This is a genomic window from Corallococcus sp. NCSPR001, from assembly GCF_017309135.1.
Taxonomy (GTDB): domain Bacteria; phylum Myxococcota; class Myxococcia; order Myxococcales; family Myxococcaceae; genus Corallococcus.
Genome location: NZ_JAFIMS010000002.1, coordinates 6,469,098 through 6,484,659, shown reverse-complemented (window position 1 = coordinate 6,484,659; position 15,562 = coordinate 6,469,098). Strand labels below are relative to the sequence as shown.

Genomic DNA, 15,562 nt, shown 5'->3' with positions numbered 1-15,562 from the left:
GTAGAGTGGGGGCAACGTGTCCGCTGCCGCCGAGAATCCACCGCCGGCCTCCCTGACCCCGAGGCTCGAACAAATCCTCCAGTCGCTGCCCGACCGCGCCTTCGCCGCGCGGCTGCGAGCGGTGTATCTCGCCGCGGCCCAGGCCATCTCCCGGCTGAGCGACCTGGACCTGGTGAAGTACGAGACGCCCGTCGTCGACGCCAGCCCCGACCTGTCGCTCTGGGAGGAGATGGCGCCCGTCATCCGCGACACGGTGATGGACGTCAACGCGCTGCTCAACGTCATCCGGGAGCAGTTCCCCGGCACGCCGCCGCCGGCCGCGTCCGGCAAGGGCCCCGGGGACGTGCCCGCCATGCTCCAGGAGGGCATGGCCCGGCTGGCCCAGAGCATCACCCAGCTGGGTGAGGCCATGCGCAACCCGTCCGTGGTGAGCGACCGCTGGCAGCTGTTGGCGGAAATCCAACGCTTCCGGTCCGACTACCGCGAACAGATGAGCCAGCTCGTCTTCGAGTCCGCGAGCACCTTCGGCGAGGTGTCCCGCGCCCAGGTGGTGCCCGGCTACGAGGCGGAGGTGAAGGCGGCCGTCACGGTGCGCGCCATCACGTCCGACCTGTCGCGCATCGTCACGGCGCGGCTCAACAAGGTGCGCGACGCGAAGCCGGAGGAGGTGCTGTGGAACGCGCAGCAGCTCCAGACGGAGCTGGACGCCTTCGGCCGCACCGCCGCGTACCGGAACCTGCGCGCGCAGGACAAGCGCCACATCGTGGAGGCCCGCGCGGAGATTGGCGCGCTCGCACTCGAGTCCGCCCCCGAGCAGGCGCGGCTGCTGACGGTGACCGAAGGGCTGGATGAGCTGGTGCGGAGCCTGTCCGCGGTGAACCAGCGCCAGCTGCTCATCCTCCACGACCGCGAGGTGTGGGCCGCGTGCGGCGTGCGGCTGGAGCGCGCGCTGATGCAGTCGAAGAAGGATCCGGTCGCGTCCGCGAAGGCGCTGGCGGAGGCCGCGGCCAGCGCGCAGTCGCTCTATGGCCGGGACCCCACCATGGACGCGTTCCTGCGCAAGGCGCGCAAGCTGAAGCTCGCCACGCTCACGGGGCCGGAGCTGCTCTCCACCATCGAGTCCTTCCAGTCCCAGCTCGCGCAACTGGACGTGATGTGAAGCCAGCGAATGGGAAGGCCGTGGAGCCGCGCCCCCTGCGGCAGGCGGACCTGTCCGGCGTGCAGGGCGTCTTCACCGACGTGGACGGCACGCTGACGACGGGCCACAAGCTGCGCAGCCAGACGGTGCGGTCCCTGGAGCAGCTGTCCGCGTCCGGGCTGCGCGTGGTGCTGGTGAGCGGAAGGCCGGCGGGGTGGGGCGAGGCGTGGGCCCGCCAGCTCCCCGTGGACGGCGTCATCGTGGAGAACGGCGGGCTGTTCTTCCTCAAGGACGCCAGGGGGAAGCTGCTCAAGGTGTACCTGGAGCCGTCCGCCCAGCGCGTGGCGAACCGCCAGCGCCTGGAGAAGGAGGTCGAGCGCGTGCTCGCCCAGGTGCCCGGCGCGCGGCTGTCCGTGGACAGCCGGTACACGGAAGTGGACCTGGCGGTGGACTACAACGAGGAGGCCCGGCTGGGCGACAAAGGGGCCTCCCGCATCGAGTCGCTGCTGAGGGCCCGGGGCGTGACGGCGGTGCGTTCGTCCGTCCACGTCAACTGCTGGCTGGGCCGCTTCGACAAGCTCTCCGCGTCGCGCCGCTTCGCGAAGGTGGCGTGGGGGGAGAAGCTGGACCCCGCGGACGGCCGGTACGTCTACGCGGGGGATTCTTTCAACGACGCTCCGATGTTCCAGGCGTTCAAGCTGGGCGTGGGCGTGGCCAACGTGCGCGCGGTGCTGGACCGCATCGACGCGCCGCCGGCCTTCATCACCCGGGCGCCCGAGGGGCGGGGCTTCGAGGAGCTGGCTTCCGCCCTCCTCGCCCGCCGCCGGACGGCCCGCAGTCGCAGTCGAGGAGTTTCAACGTGAATGTCGTGAAGCTGGAGCTGGCCCGAGGCCTGGGGCGTCACCTGCGTGCGGGGCACCCCTGGGTGTTCCGCAAGGCCCTGGAGCACACGCCGCGGATTCCGGCCGGCAGCGTGGTGGACCTGACGGAGAACGGGAAGTTCGTCGCGCGCGGGTACTACGACCCGCACTCGGCCATCGCGGTGCGCGTGCTCACGCGGGACTCGCGCGAGACGGTGGACTCGCGCTTCATCACCCAGCGCGTGCAGCGGGCCCTGGCCGCGCGCACGGCGCTCATCGACCTGAAGGACACGGACAGCTACCGCCTCATCCACGGCGAGGGCGACGGCCTGCCCGGCGTGGTGGTGGACCTGTACGCGGGCTGGGCGGTGATGAAGCTCTACTCCGCCGGCCTCACCCCGTACCGTCCCCTCATCGTGGAGGCGCTGAAGGCGGGCGTCCCGGGCCTCAAGGGCATCCTCGGCCGCGACGAGGTGGGCCGCGACGACGTGGAGGAGGACGACGGGCGCGGCAGCGGGAAGATGTTGTGGGGCGAGGAGGCCCCGGAGCTCATCCCCATCCGCGAGCGCGGCGCCATCTTCCTGGTGGACGCGTGGAAGGGGCAGAAGACGGGCTTCTTCCTGGATCAGCGAGAGAACCGCTACCTCATCCGCCGGCTGGGGCAGGGCAGGGACGTGCTCAACTGCTTCAGCTTCAGCGGCGGCTTCTCCGTGAACGCGGCGCTGGGCGGGGCCAACAGCGTCTTCTCCGTGGATCAGGATCCGGAGGCCATCGCCCTGGCGCGGGAGAACTTCACGCGCAACGGGCTGCCGGCGGCGAAGCACGACTTCCTGGCGGCGGACGTGTTCGCGCTCATCCAGTCGTTCAAGGAGGAGGGCCGCACGTTCGACCTCATCATCCTGGACCCGCCCGCCTTCGCGAAGAGCCAGCGCGCGGTGGAGGCGGCCGTGGACGGCTACGCGTCCCTCAACCGGCAGGCCCTGGCGCTCCTGCGTCCCGGAGGCCTGCTGGCCACGGCGTCGTGCTCCGCGCGCGTGACGGGCGACATGTTCATGGGCGCCGTGCGCGAGGCGGGCTTCAAGGCCGGCGTGGACCTGGCGCTCGTGGAGGAGCGCTACCAGCCGCCGGACCACCCCGTGCGCCTGCAGTTCCCGGAAGGGAAGTACCTCAAGTTCTACGTGATGCAGTCGGTGTAGCGGCAGGGCCCGGCCCCGGGGCGCGCCTGACATGGGGCGCGCCTCCGGTGGTGCTCGGGAGTGCTCAGGTGCCGAAGACCTTGTGGGCCACGCGGTCCAGCACGTCCTTGCCCCAGACGACGCTGGCCTTGCCCAGCCGGTCCAGGTCGCGGGTGAACTCGCGGCCGTCCGGCACGACTTCGTAGGTGCGGGTCAGGAAGAGATTGCCGGTGTCGGGCTCGAAGTCGACGTTGCCGCCGCCCGTGTCCGTGCCTTCTTCCTGCTGCTGCTGGAAGCCCTCGATGATGCCGGGCTTGGGCGGTTCGCGGAACCGGTAGATGAGGGCGCTGCACTTGAGCGCCGGGGGCGACTCGACGTGCTCGAAGGCGTACTGGCCTTCGCCGTTCATCATGCCGCCCAGCCCCTGCTCGTTGAGGCCCTCGGTGACGCCGGCGCCCTGCGTCTGGAGGTACCACTTCACCAACTGCCGGGCCGCGTCGCGCGTCATCGGCCCCCCCGAGGGCGGCGCGGGACGCGCCAGGCCCATGGAGGACAGCAGCCACTGAATCTTGCTGGAGAACGTGCTGATCACTTCGCGGGGATGACGCGGTCCGCGACGCGGTTGAACACTTCGTCGCCCCACACGAGGCTGGCTTCCACGAGCCGGTCCACGTCTTCCTTGAACTGCTGCTCCGACGGCACCACGCCGTACGTGCGGCTCAGGAAGAGGGACTTGTTCTCGGTCTCGTAGTCCACCTTGCCGCCGCCGGCGTCCGTGCCCTTCTTCTCTTCGTCACGGAACCCGTCGATGACGCCCGGCCGGGGCGCGTCGCGGAAGCGGTAGATGAGGGCGCTGCACTTCAGCGCCCCCGAGTCCTTCATGTGTTCGAAGTAGACCTGCGCGTCGCCGAGCGCGGCGCCGCCAAATCCCTTCGCGTTCAGCCCGGAGGCCTGCGCATCGCCTCCGTGGGCCCGGATGAATGACTGCACCAGTCGCTGGGCTTCTTCGAGCGTCATACGTGCAGTCATACCAGTCCGGACCCGGGATTAGAACTAACCGGCGCGCGCCTGGTCGAACGGGACGCGCTGGTTGAGGTAGGTGTCGTTGATGTTGTGCGCGCCGGAGAAGATGCTCTTCTCGGAGAAGTAGCGGATCTTCGCGTCCTTGCCCGCGTGCTTGAGCAGGTCCAGGGGGCCCTTGCCGCTGGTGCCCAGACCGAACAGGCCCGGCACGGGGTCCTTGTCGTTGACGTAGTGGACGTACTTGGGGCCGTCCGGGTAGGTCGCCGCCGCAGCGCCGAAGGTCTCCACGGAGACCTTGCCCAGCTTCTCCTGCACCTGGGCGGGGGACAGCCCGTCTTCGATGCGCAGCCGCTTGGCCACGTCGTTCAGCGCGCGGCTGGTGATGAGGCCACCCTGGCTGTGCGCCATCAGGTGCACGTCACGGCCGGCCTTCAGCTCCGTGTAGAGCGAGTCCGCCAGCGTGTCCACGGCCGGGTTCTTGCCCTTGTCCATCTTGTCCGTGATGCACTGGCCCAGGTCCTTGAAGAAGCCCTCGGTGGAGTTGTGGATACCGATGGTCTTCTGGCCCGTCTTGTCCGCGATGGCCTGCATCGTGGTCTCCTGGCCCGCCTTGTCCGTCATCATCCCGTTCACGTAGATGATGGTGCCCGGCTGCTTCACGCCGCCCTTGGGCTCGTAGGCCGGGATCTGGCTCAGCGGGGTGCTGGCGTCGAAGGCCTGCCCGCCCTTGCCCATGATCTTGCCGTCATAGGCCTTGTCCTTCGCGCCCGCCGGGGCGGTGAACACGGCCGCCGGGGCCGCGGTGCGCACCGCGCTGTTCGACGCCTTGGTGTCGAAGCCGTCCTTCACGGTGTTGGCCGGCTTCGCCGTGACCGGGGTGGCCGTCTTGGCAGGGGCGGCCGCGCCGGTCCCCGTGGTCGTGGTGGTGCGCGCGATGGTGTTGTTGGAGGTGCGCCCGATGGTTCCCATGGCTTGAGGCTCCTGCGGTGTGCGGATTATTGAAGGGGGGAGGGAAAGCTTGCTGCGTTGATCCATTCTCACCCGAAGCGCCGAAAAGTTGCGAGCAGGTCACGGAATGTGTGCAACGCACTGCGTTGCCGGAAGTCGGGCCGGGTAGGACAGGAGGGGAGGATTATGGTGGGGCCATGGTCCAGAAAGGTCAGTTCCTGGAGCGCTCCACGCTCATCCCCGTGGGCTCGGACGGCGCGGTGATGGAGGGCACGGTGCACCGGGGCCAGAAGTCGCCGCCGCTGCTCATCCTCCCGCCCCGGCCGGAGGAGGGGGGCGGGATGGATCACGTCCTGGCGGCGGAATTGGCGTTCGCGGTGGCGCGGGCGGGCTTTCCCACCCTGCGCTTCAACCACCGGGGCGTGGGGGCCAGCCAGGGCGTCCGGGGCACCGGTGGGGCGCTGGTGGAGGACGCGGAGGCCGCCATGCGCGTGGCGCTGGAGAACGCGGGCACGACGGCACTCGCGGTGGCGTCCCTGCACGGCGGGGCCCGGGTGGCGCTGGCGCTCCAGGAGCGGCACCCGGCCGTGGGCGGACTGTGTCTGGTGGCGCCGGATGTGGACCCGCTGTCACTCGTGCGACTGTCGTGTCCGCTGCTGGTGATCGTGGGGGCACAGGACACCCGGGTGCCCCGGGCGGCGCTGGCTGCGGCTGTCGCGGAGGCCGGGGGCGATTTAGAGGTCATCGACGATGCCGGGGCGACCTTCCATCGCAACCTTCCCCAGGTGGGGCGGGCGGCGGCGGCGTGGCTCCAGCGCCTGTCGGGCGGGTAGGGCGTTGGCGTGCAAACCGTTGGACTTCTTCACCTTTCTTCATCCCCGGCGCCTTGCACGGCCGGCCGGGAGGCGGACAGACTGAAAGCGCAGACCCAATCGTCCCGCCGTGCGTTCGTAGTGGGTCTTCGAGGCGTCTTCGTTCAAGGAGTGTCCCGATGCGGATGAGGCGATGGAACGTGGTTCTCGCGGCGCTGGCCCTGTCGGCCTCGGCGTGCGCTTCCGCGTCGCGGGAGCCGGAGGCGCCGGCCGGGGAGGACCTGGCGGCAGCCCGGGCGGAGGTGTCCCGGGCGGTGGCGGAGGGCTCGGATGACGTGGTGTCCGGCGCCATCGTCGTGGACTTCAAGGACGGCACCACCAAGGAGCAGTTCGACGCCTGGGAGCAGGAGTGGGGCGTGGACCTGGAGTTCAACTCCCTGGAGGGCCCCCGCACGGGCGTCACGCTGGCGGTGGGCGTGGACGACGTGGAGGACGTGCTCCAGCGCATCCGCCAGAACCCGGCCGTGGAGTCCGCCGAGCCGCTCATGCAGGTGCGCACCAGCTACACGCCGAACGACCCCCAGTTCGAGTCCCAGTGGAACCTCCGGATGATCGACATGCCGAAGGCCTGGGACGGCAACCGGGGCAAGGGCGTGGTGGTGGCGGTCATCGACACGGGCATCGCCTACGAGGATTACGACGACTTCAAGCAGGTGCCGGACCTGAAGGGCGTGTCGTTCGTGAAGGGCTATGACTTCGTCAACGACGACGAGCACGCCAACGACGACCACGGCCACGGCACGCACGTGGCGGGCACCATCGCGCAGGCCACCAACAACGGAGAGGGCGTGGCGGGCGTGGCCTTCGACGCGACGCTGATGCCGCTCAAGGTGCTGAACCACTTCGGCAGCGGCACCTCCGCGGACATCGCGGACGCCATCCGCTTCGCGGCGGACCACGACGCGAAGGTCATCAACATGTCGCTGGGCGGTGGCCTGTATTCGCAGGTCATGGCCAGCGCGGTGGACTACGCGCGCAAGAAGGGCGTCACCGTGGTGGCCGCGGCGGGCAACACCGGGCGCGGCAGGGTGGAGTTCCCCGCGGCGTACCCGGGCGCGGTGGCGGTGAGCGCGGTGGGCCCGTCCGGCACGCGCGCGCCGTACTCGTCCTACGGCAAGGAGCTGGACATCGCGGCGCCCGGTGGCGACAAGCGCCAGGGCGACTCGGGCGGCATCCTGCAGAACACCATCGACCCGCGCGACCCGTCGCGCTCCATCTACGCCTGGTACCAGGGCACCAGCATGGCCGCGCCGCACGTGGCCGCCGTCGCCGCGATGCTCTACGGCGCGGGCGCCACCACGCCGGACGAGGTGGAGCAGGCGCTCTACGCGGGCGCCCGGGCGACAGAGAACCAGGCCTGGTCGGAGGAGTACGGCCATGGCGTCCTCAACGCGAACGCCTCGCTGAAGGCCTTCAACGGCGCTTCGCCCCGGTGGCCGGCGCTGGGCTGGGCCGCCGCGCTGCTCGCGCTGGTGCTGCTCACGCTGCGCGGCCGCGAGCGTCCGGGCTACCTCAACGTGCTCTTCCGCCCGGCGTTCCTCGTGCCGCTGGTGCTCTCCACGGTGGGCTTCTTCTTCCTGCGCACCTGGTTCGCGGGGGCGGCGGGCGCGGCCCAGGACGTGGTGAGCGTCGCGGCGCTGCCCATCCCGGACTGGCAGAAGATCATCTTCGGGCGGAGCGCGGTGAACCCGCTCTTCTACAGCGCGCTCATCCCCCTGGTGTTGTCGCTGCCGGCCATCGCGTGGCGGGGCTTCCGGCCGGCGGTGGGCGGCCTGGCGTTGGGCTTCGCGGGCTTCCTGGCCTACGCGGCGTGGGTGGGCGCTCCGGCGCTGGCGTGGATGCCCTTCACGTTCCTGGCGAAGCCGTGGCTCGGCTTCAACACGGTGGTGTGCCTCGTCATCGCCCGCGCGATGCTCAAGCGGGAGGACGCATGAAGCTCTCCGGCACGGTGCAGTACCAGGACCTGGAGGGCGGCGTGTGGGTCCTGAAGGCCGACGACGGCCGGACGTACCAGCTCGCGGGCGGTGACCGGAAAATCAAGAAGGACGGTCAGCGCATCTCCGCCGAGGGCAGCATCCAGAGCGACGCCGTCACCACCGCCATGGTGGGGCCGGTGTTCCACGTCAGCTCGTACAAGGCAGAGTGACAGGGGTGGTGCCCGGGGGGAGCCATCCCTCCGGGCCTCAGCGGCGGGGCTTGTTCTTGCCGGGGCCATGGGCCTCCGACTGGCGCAGCCGCTCTTCTTCGTAGGCCTCCATGGGCACCTCGCCCTTGCGGACGGCGTCACGGAGCTGCCGCATGGCCTTGCGCTCGGCCTTGAGCGCCGGGTCCGCGTCCTTGGGCAGCGGATCCACCGGGTGCTGGACGTCGTAGACGCTCAATGACACGCCACGTCCATCCACCAGGCCCAGCCCCACCAGGGACAGCGTGGCCGCCGTCACCCAGGGCAGCAACTGGAGGGCGAAGAGGGGCACGGGCTTCGTGGCGCGCACCTCCTCGTCGCCGGGCGGAGTGCCGCGTCCCCACACGGCGGGGAAGTGCCGGGAGGCCGCGCGCAGTCCGAGCAGCGCCGTCCAGCCCACCAGCACCAGGCCCAGCACCGCGCGCCAGTCCGTCACGTCGTCCGTCGCCCCGTCCTTCGCGAGCCTCGAATGCGTGGCGATGAGGAACAGCGCGGACGACACGATGTTGTTGGCCGCGTGCGCCGCGATGCCCGGCCACAGCGAGCCGGTGCGCCAGAAGAGCCAGCCGAACAGCAGTCCCAGCTCCACGCGGGCGAGGAAGCCCACCGGATCCAGGTGGAACGCGCTGAACACCACGGACGAGATGATCAACGCGCGCCAGGGGGACGCGGGGGCCGGCGGCGTCAGGGAGCGCTGGAAGAGGCCACGGAAGAAGAACTCCTCGCACAGCGGCGCGGCCACGGACACGCCGCCCAACAGCAGCGCCAGCTCCACCGGCGTCTGGCCCTCGAAGAGGCGCGAGGCGTCGAACATCTCGCGCAGCCACGCGGGCGCCACCTTCTGCGCGAGGAACTGAACCGGCACCACCACGCCGACGAAGTTGGCCACGCCCAGCAGGAAGCCGAACAGCGTGGGCGCGCCCAGGAACGGCGTGAAGCCCACGTACGCCGCGGGCCGGTACCCGGAGCGGCGCAGCATGATCCACGCGAGCCCCAGGAAGAGGAACACCTCCGTGAACCACACGCCGAAGGCGGGGTTGAGCAGCTGGGTGACGGCGCCCACCGTCATGAAGAGCCCGAAGGCCAGGGCCGCGGCGAGCACGGGGTGGGGCGGCGACAGCGGCGCGGGGGCCTCCGCCGGCCGCGGGTCGCTGGAAGGGGGGGCTTCGTCCACCGTGTCGTCTCCTGCCCCCTCTCCGTCAGGCGGAGAGGGGTGGGGTGCCGCGTTCGCTTCGAGGCGCTGCGAGGAGCTTCGTCAGGCCCGGTGGAGGTAGCCGCGGATCTCCTCCGCGAGCGGGTTCTTCCGGGGCAGCTCCGCCGCCGAGGCCGGGTCGCCCAGCCGCAGCTTCTTGTCCTCTTCCACGAGGATGCGCTGATCCAACAGGTACTCCACCGCGTTCTCCAGCGTCGTCTTCGCCAGGGACTCCGCGGCGGTGATGCGGCCGGCGTTGTACTCGCCGCGCCCCGTCTCCAGCGCCAGCTTGACGAACGTCTTGCGGTCGGTGGCCACGCCCGCGGCCACGTCCGGCAACGTCATGGCGGCCAGCAGGTAGGCCTCCAGGAAGTCACGCAGCAGGTCCGCCAGGAACTCCAGGTCCGGCTGGGCGTGGGCCTCCGGCGCGCGCGTGAGCGTGTCGCCCTCGTGGATGACCAGACCCATGCGCACGAGCCGCTCCACGCACTCGGCGAAGATGGTGTCGAACGACGCGCCCACCCGGTAGATGAACTCCACCTTGAAGAGGCGCGACAGGAACAGCGCGCGGGCCTTCACGGTGTCGTACGGCGCTGGCGTGCCCGCGAGCAGCGCGTTGGCCACCAGGCTGCGCGCGGCCACCAGGTTCATCAGCGTGTTCTTGTAGAAGGACATCTCCGGACGGCGCGAGTCCTCGACCTGGTAACTGACCTCGCCGCGCGCCTCCCGCGTCTGCACCATCTCGTCGGAGATGAACTCGCGCATCGCGTCCTGGATGGGGCCCAGCGTCTCCGGGTTGCTCGGCGCGTTGGCCAGCTCCTTGGAGAGCCGCGCGCCGTCCTCGGAGGCGATGCGGCGCAGCAGGCTGATCCGGTCCGTGAGCTCGCGCTGGGTGAGGCCGCGCCGGCGGTGGGCCAGCAGCGACGCGCTCACCAGCGCGTGCGGCGTGACGGTGGACACCTTGCTGATGCCGTACATCACGCGGTTGCCCAGCGCGCGCACCAGGCCCTTCTTCTGCTCGTCCGTCACCGGCTCCTGCGGCGACAGGCCACGCGCCTTCATGAACTCCACCAGCGACAGCGGCTCGTCGAAGGTGAGGTGGATGCGGCCGTAGCGCGCGGCCAGCACCTTGGGCGCGCTCAAGAGGGCCTTCAGGTCCTCTGGCTTCTTCTCCCCGCCGGCCAGCTCCTTCGAGTAACTGTCGGACTCCACCACCTTCTCGTAGTCGATGGAGACGGGCACGAAGTAGAGGTCGTTGCGCGCGCCGTCCAGCACCGCTTCGACCTGCCACGTGAGCATGCCCAGCTTGGGCGTGAGCAGCTTGCCCGTGCGCGAGCGGCCACCCTCCGGGAAGAACTCCTGGTGGATGCCGTCATGCACCAGCTTCTTGATGTACGCCTTGAAAGACGCGGCGTAGACCTTGTCGCCCTTGAACGAGCGGCGCAGGAAGAACGCGCCGCAGCGGCGGAACAGCACGCCCAGGGGCCAGAAGGACAGGTTCGCGCCCGCGGCGACCAGCGGCGCGGTGTAGCCCCGGTTCCAGAGCACCCAGCTCATCACCAGGTAGTCCACGTGGCTCTTGTGGCTGGGGCAGAGCACCACCGGCGCCTTGCCCGCGGCCTTGAGCGCGCGGTGCAGGCCGGCCTCGTCCACGCCAATGCCGTCGTAGATGCGGTTGAACACCCACTCCAGCATCGGCGCGATGAGCGCCAGCACGGACGGGTTGGGCTTGGCCGCGATGGCCTCCAGGTTGCGCTGGGCCTCGCGGTACACGCTGGAGGGCTTGCGGCCCGTGGCGGCGGCGTGCTCGTCCAGCACCTTGCGCAGCTGCCGGTCGCGCAGCGTCTCTTCAATCAGCCGGTCCGTGGGCTTCTGCGGAGGGCCGAACACCGCGCGCGTCTCCCGCGCGAGGAACACGTGCAGCGTGCTGCGCACCTTGCGCGCCAGCACCTCGTCGCTGACGCCCGGGTTCTCCTCGATGAACTTGCGCAGGTCGATGGGCTCTCCCACGCGGAACTGCGCGCGCTTGTAGTTGCGGAAGAACGCCACCATGGAGTGCACGAAGCCCGGCGCCTCCGGGCTCCCGAACAGCGCGTCGCGCCAGCCCGGCTTGAGCTTCGCGGGGCGCTTCTCCCAGACGAACAGCTCCGGCACCAGGAACACCGGGCGCTCGGAGCCGCGCGCCAGCCGCACCAGCTCGGGGAAGGGGTCCTCGCGCGTCTCCTTGCCGGAGGCGTGCAGGAGCGCCGTGCGGCGCAGGAACACCAGGCCGCTGCCGCCCTGCTCGCGGGCGTAGCGGAAGCGCTCCTCCACCGCGCCGCCCTGGGCCGTCTGGCGCCAGGGGCGGGTGAACCACGGACGCAGGTTCACCACCGCGCGGATGGGCGGCATGGCCCGGCGGACCATGGCCCACGCGATGTAGAGGAAGTTGATCCACGCGGTGGTGCGCATGACGTGCACCACGAAGCCCCGGGCGCTGAGCGCGCGCAGCTCGTTCTCGGCCTCGGGGGGGAAGTGCACCCCGTCGAAGTACCGAGCCCCGAGCACCCGGGACATGGGACCGAATTCCTCCTTCAAGGCCTCTCCTTGCGTCGCGACCTGCGCCAGCGCGGTGTCCATCGCAGCCCCCCAGGCTACATGTTTTCCGGCGTCGGGATGCCCAGCAAGGTGAGCCCCGCCGCCAAGGTGATGCGCGTCGAGTCCGTGAGCGCCAGCCGGGCCGCGCGCACCGCGTCATTCCCCTCCACGAGGATGCGCTTGTCGCGGTCCTTGTTGCCGGCCGTGTAGTAGCGGCTGTACGCCGCCGCCACGTCCAGCAGCAGGCGCGCCACCAGGCTGGGCTCGTACAGCTCCGCCGCCGCCTTCACCGTGTCCGGCAGCCGCATCAGCTCGCGCACCAGGGCCTGCTCCTCCGGGAGCGTGAGCAGCGCCGGATCATACGCCGTGGGCACGCCGCCGCCCCTGCGCAGCACGTTCGCGCACCGGGCGTGCGCGTACTGGAGATAGGGCCCCGTGTGCCCCTCCAGGCTCGTCACCTCGTCCCAGTCGAACGTGTAATCGCTGGCGCGGTTGTGCTTGAGGTCGCCGAAGACGATGGCGCCCAGGCCGATCTGCTCCGACAGCGCGTCCGCGTCGGCCGTCTCCAGGTTGCCCTGCGCGATGTTCTCCTTCACGCGCTGGAGCACGCGCTCCTTCGCCTCGTCCAGCACCTGGTCCAGCTCCACCACCTGGCCCTTGCGCGTGCTCATGCCGTGGATGCGGCCGAACGGCACGTGCACGCACATGTCCGCCCACGGCTGCCCCATCTCCTTCAGGGTGCGGAACACCTGCCGGAAGTGCAGCGCCTGGTCCTGCGCGACGACGTAGAGCGACTTGTCGAAGTTGAAGCGCGCGTGGCGGTCCTCGGCGGCGGCCAGGTCGCGCGTGGCGTAGAGCGTGCTGCCGTCGTTCTTCTTGAGGAGCACGGGCGGCTCGCCGTCCGCGTAGGGCATGTCCACGATGATGGCGCCCTGGGACTCCTTCACGCCGGGCTTCTTCGCGATCTGGTCGATGACCGCGTCCATCTTGCCCTGGTAGCGGCTCTCGCCCTCGATGTGCTCGAAGTCGATGCCCATGCGCGCGTAGACGCGCTTGAAGCCCTTGAGGCTCGTCTCCCGGAACTGGTTCCAGAGCTTCATCGCCTCCGGCTCGTTGGCCTCCATGCGGCGGAAGAACTCGCGGGCCTTCTCGTCGAAGGCCGGGTCCTCACCGGCGCGCTTGTTGGCCTGCACGTACACCTGGACCAGGTGCGCCATGTCGTCGATGCGCGCCGGGTCGCCGTACTCCTGGAAGCCCACGGCCACGAGGCCGAACTGCTTGCCCCAGTCACCCAGGTAGTTGATGCCCTCCACGCGCCAGCCCAGCGCGCGGTACAGGTTCGCGATGCAGTGGCCCAGGAACGTGGTGCGGATGTGGTGGAAGCCAATGGGCTTGGCGATGTTGGGCGACGAGTAGTCGATGACCACCGTCTTGCCCTTGCCGTCCTCCGCGTCGCTGCCATAGGCGAGCCCCGCCAGGCGCACGCCGTCGATGACCTCCTGGGTGAAGGGGAGGGGGAGGAAGCGCGCGTTGACGTAGGGGCCCACGGCCTTGACCTCCAGGCCGGGGACCTGGAGCGCCTGCGCGAGCTGCGCGGCGATGGCGGGGGGCGCCTTCTTCTGCGCCTTGGCGAGGGGGAAGGTGGCGAAGCTCAGGTCGCCGTGCGCGGGATCCGCGGGCTTGACCTGGGGCTCGATGTCGGCGGCGGGGACACCCAGCGCCCCAGCGAGGGCCTGGGCGAACGCGGCGCGATAGCGGCTATAGACAGAAGTGCTCATGGACCGCGCGGATACTACCCAAGGCGGGGCGCCTTCCATCCACCTCTTCTGTGGGGAAGGCGCCGGAGCGTCGTTCAGGGCACGGCGGGGCCGCGGCTCTTGGGGCGCACCACCGAGGCCACGGTGTCCAGCAGCTTGGGCAGCTTCAGCGGCTTCTCGAAGTACCCGTCGATGCGGTCCGGCCCTTCACCCGAGGTGAGGGACGCAACGTCGCTCGCGCCGGAGATGATGTAGACGACCACGTCCGCCAGCGACTCCGTGGTGCGGATGTAGTGGAGCACGGAGCGTCCGTCCTCCCCCGACAGCCGCAGGTCCAGCAGCACCATGGCCGGCCGGATGTGGGACAGGATGGAGCGCGCCTCGGCGGCGCCGGAGGTGGCCATCACCCGGTAGCCCTCCTGCTCCAGCACCTGCTCCAGCACCTCGCGGCAGTCCACGTCGTCCTCGACCAGGAGGATGCCGCCCGCCTTGGGCGCGGCCTGGTTCACGTCCGCCGGGGCGCTCACGGCGCTCGCGAACAGGGGCAGGACCATCTGGAACGTGCTGCCCTCGCCCAGCACGCTGGTCGCGTCCACGCGGCCGCCGTGCAGCGCGACGATCTTGGCGACCAGCGGCAGGCCCAGGCCCGTGCCCGGCGGACGGGGCATGCCCGGCTGCGCGCGGTAGAACGAGTCGAACACGTGCTCCAGGGCCTCCGCCGTCATGCCCTGGCCGGAGTCCTTCACGGTGAGGATGCCCAGGCCCTCGCTGGACGACACGCTCACCTCGACGACGTCGTCCGTCTCGCTGTGGTGGATGCCGTTCTCCACGAGGTTGTGGATGGCCTCGGAGATGCGCTCGCGGTCGCCCCGGACGAACACCTCCGGGCAGGGGGGAATCACCACGCGCACGCGGCTGTGCTCCGCGACGGCGCCCAGCCCCCGCACCACCTCTTCCGCCACGGCCTTGAGGCCGAAGGGACGCTGGTTGAGCTGCATCTTCCCGGACGACAGCCGGGACATCAGCACCAGGTCGTTCACCTGCTGGAGCAGCCGGTCCGCGTTCCGGTCGCAGATCTGCACCGCGCGGCGCTGCCCGTCCGTCAGCGTGCCCAGCTTCTCCCGGCCCAGCATGGCCAGGTAGGCCTTGATGGTGGTGAGCGGGTTCTTCAAGTCGTGGGACACATTGCCGAGCAGCTCCTCGCGGTTCTGCTCCAGGCTCTTCAGGCCCGCGATGGCCGTCTGCAGGTCCTTGTTGCGGCGGGCGCTGTCATCGCGCAGCCGGGCCACCTCGTAGGCGGCGGTGAGCTGCGACGCCAGCGACTGCATCAGCACGTCGGACGCCTTGCGGCGCGCGCCCAGCACCACGAGCACGCCCGTCACGCCCTGCGGCCCCTCCAGGGGCACGGCGACGGTGTCGTCCTCGCGCAGGAGCGCCTTGTCGGTGAAGCACCGGCCCACCACGCCCTCGCCCGGGACGGCGGCGGTGACGCGCTCGTCGTAGCGTCCGCGCACGTGCTCCACGTGCAACTGGTTGCGCGACGGGAAGTGGCGCGCGACGTAGCAAACCTTCGGTTTGAGCAGCGTGTGGAGCGTCTGCAGCTGCGCGCGCAGGGCCTCGGTGGGGCCCGCGTTGTCGGTGAGCTGCCGGCCCATCTCCAGCAAGGCCTGGGCGGCGGCGTCGGTGTCCACCGGAGGAGGCGGTTTCGCCGCCCGCTTCGGTGGGGCCTTCTTCGCGGTGGTGGCGGGACGCAGCTGGACCACCTCTGCGAGCTGCGGACCCTTCTTCTTCGATGGCACGCGCGAATCCTGCTTCATGTGTCGCGTGGGAGGGAACCG

At 70.4% G+C, this 15,562-nt stretch carries 13 protein-coding genes; 6 read left to right on the top strand and 7 right to left on the bottom strand.

All coding sequences use genetic code 11. The annotated features are described in order from the left end of the window. The first annotated feature begins 16 nt into the window (after positions 1-16). The 3 genes from JYJ93_RS27970 to JYJ93_RS27960 are packed head-to-tail and all read left to right on the top strand — an operon-like array spanning position 17 to position 3,194. Positions 17-1,159: a hypothetical protein gene (locus tag JYJ93_RS27970; RefSeq protein WP_206797112.1), complete on the top strand. Its 1,143-nt coding sequence runs from the start codon at positions 17-19 to the stop codon at positions 1,157-1,159. Beyond that, positions 1,156-2,001, top strand: a complete 846-nt coding sequence (locus JYJ93_RS27965) for an HAD-IIB family hydrolase (RefSeq protein WP_206797110.1) — start codon at positions 1,156-1,158, stop codon at positions 1,999-2,001. The genes JYJ93_RS27970 and JYJ93_RS27965 overlap by 4 nt, the downstream gene beginning before the upstream one ends. After that, entirely contained in the window at positions 1,998-3,194 is a 1,197-nt protein-coding gene (locus JYJ93_RS27960) for a class I SAM-dependent rRNA methyltransferase (protein ID WP_206797108.1), read from the top strand. Before JYJ93_RS27965 ends, JYJ93_RS27960 begins: the two co-directional genes overlap by 4 nt. A 64-nt stretch (positions 3,195-3,258) precedes the next feature. Here JYJ93_RS27960 and JYJ93_RS27955 read toward each other — a convergent pair whose 3' ends face one another. The 3 genes from JYJ93_RS27955 to JYJ93_RS27945 are packed head-to-tail and all read right to left on the bottom strand — an operon-like array spanning position 3,259 to position 5,165. Beyond that, entirely contained in the window at positions 3,259-3,765 is a 507-nt protein-coding gene (locus tag JYJ93_RS27955; protein ID WP_269012377.1) for a hypothetical protein, read from the bottom strand. Next, complete coding sequence (locus JYJ93_RS27950) at positions 3,762-4,190, bottom strand: hypothetical protein (protein WP_206797106.1); 429 nt, start codon at positions 4,188-4,190, stop codon at positions 3,762-3,764. The genes JYJ93_RS27955 and JYJ93_RS27950 overlap by 4 nt, the downstream gene beginning before the upstream one ends. Before the next feature lie 36 nt (positions 4,191-4,226). Then, entirely contained in the window at positions 4,227-5,165 is a 939-nt protein-coding gene (locus JYJ93_RS27945; protein ID WP_206797104.1) for a hypothetical protein, read from the bottom strand. Between the two features lie 176 nt (positions 5,166-5,341). Here JYJ93_RS27945 and JYJ93_RS27940 point away from each other — a divergent pair, with 176 nt between their 5' ends. From JYJ93_RS27940 to JYJ93_RS27930, 3 genes are all read left to right on the top strand, one after another. Then, positions 5,342-5,977, top strand: a complete 636-nt coding sequence (locus tag JYJ93_RS27940; protein ID WP_206797102.1) for an alpha/beta hydrolase — start codon at positions 5,342-5,344, stop codon at positions 5,975-5,977. Between the two features lie 158 nt (positions 5,978-6,135). Next, the gene (locus JYJ93_RS27935; RefSeq protein ID WP_206797100.1) at positions 6,136-7,950 is read left to right on the top strand and encodes a S8 family serine peptidase; all 1,815 of its coding nucleotides are present in this window, start codon (positions 6,136-6,138) and stop codon (positions 7,948-7,950) included. After that, entirely contained in the window at positions 7,947-8,162 is a 216-nt protein-coding gene (locus JYJ93_RS27930) for a DUF5818 domain-containing protein (RefSeq protein ID WP_206797098.1), read from the top strand. Before JYJ93_RS27935 ends, JYJ93_RS27930 begins: the two co-directional genes overlap by 4 nt. Positions 8,163-8,199: 37 nt before the next feature. Here the strand turns inward: JYJ93_RS27930 and JYJ93_RS27925 are convergent, their stop codons facing one another. From JYJ93_RS27925 to JYJ93_RS27910, 4 genes are all read right to left on the bottom strand, one after another. Then, a complete protein-coding gene (locus JYJ93_RS27925) occupies positions 8,200-9,372 on the bottom strand; it encodes a type II CAAX endopeptidase family protein (RefSeq protein ID WP_269012378.1) in 1,173 nt (390 codons plus the stop codon). An 81-nt stretch (positions 9,373-9,453) separates the two neighbouring features. Then, the gene (locus JYJ93_RS27920) at positions 9,454-12,009 is read right to left on the bottom strand and encodes a 1-acyl-sn-glycerol-3-phosphate acyltransferase (protein ID WP_206797096.1); all 2,556 of its coding nucleotides are present in this window, start codon (positions 12,007-12,009) and stop codon (positions 9,454-9,456) included. Positions 12,010-12,023: 14 nt separating this feature from the next. Then, positions 12,024-13,745 (bottom strand): arginine--tRNA ligase, encoded by a 1,722-nt coding sequence (gene argS, locus JYJ93_RS27915; RefSeq protein ID WP_206797085.1) that lies wholly within the window; start codon positions 13,743-13,745, stop codon positions 12,024-12,026. A gap of 74 nt (positions 13,746-13,819) precedes the next feature. Beyond that, positions 13,820-15,523, bottom strand: a complete 1,704-nt coding sequence (locus JYJ93_RS27910; RefSeq protein ID WP_206797083.1) for a hybrid sensor histidine kinase/response regulator — start codon at positions 15,521-15,523, stop codon at positions 13,820-13,822. Positions 15,524-15,562 lie beyond the last annotated feature (39 nt).

Coding starts and splice junctions, on each gene's coding strand:
- JYJ93_RS27950 (WP_206797106.1), bottom strand. CDS start 4,190: ATGACGCTCGAAGAAGCCCAGCGACTGGTGCAGTCATTCATCCGGGCC.
- JYJ93_RS27945 (WP_206797104.1), bottom strand. CDS start 5,165: ATGGGAACCATCGGGCGCACCTCCAACAACACCATCGCGCGCACCACC.
- JYJ93_RS27940 (WP_206797102.1), top strand. CDS start 5,342: ATGGTCCAGAAAGGTCAGTTCCTGGAGCGCTCCACGCTCATCCCCGTG.
- JYJ93_RS27935 (WP_206797100.1), top strand. CDS start 6,136: ATGCGGATGAGGCGATGGAACGTGGTTCTCGCGGCGCTGGCCCTGTCG.
- JYJ93_RS27930 (WP_206797098.1), top strand. CDS start 7,947: ATGAAGCTCTCCGGCACGGTGCAGTACCAGGACCTGGAGGGCGGCGTG.
- JYJ93_RS27920 (WP_206797096.1), bottom strand. CDS start 12,009: ATGGACACCGCGCTGGCGCAGGTCGCGACGCAAGGAGAGGCCTTGAAG.
- argS (WP_206797085.1), bottom strand. CDS start 13,745: ATGAGCACTTCTGTCTATAGCCGCTATCGCGCCGCGTTCGCCCAGGCC.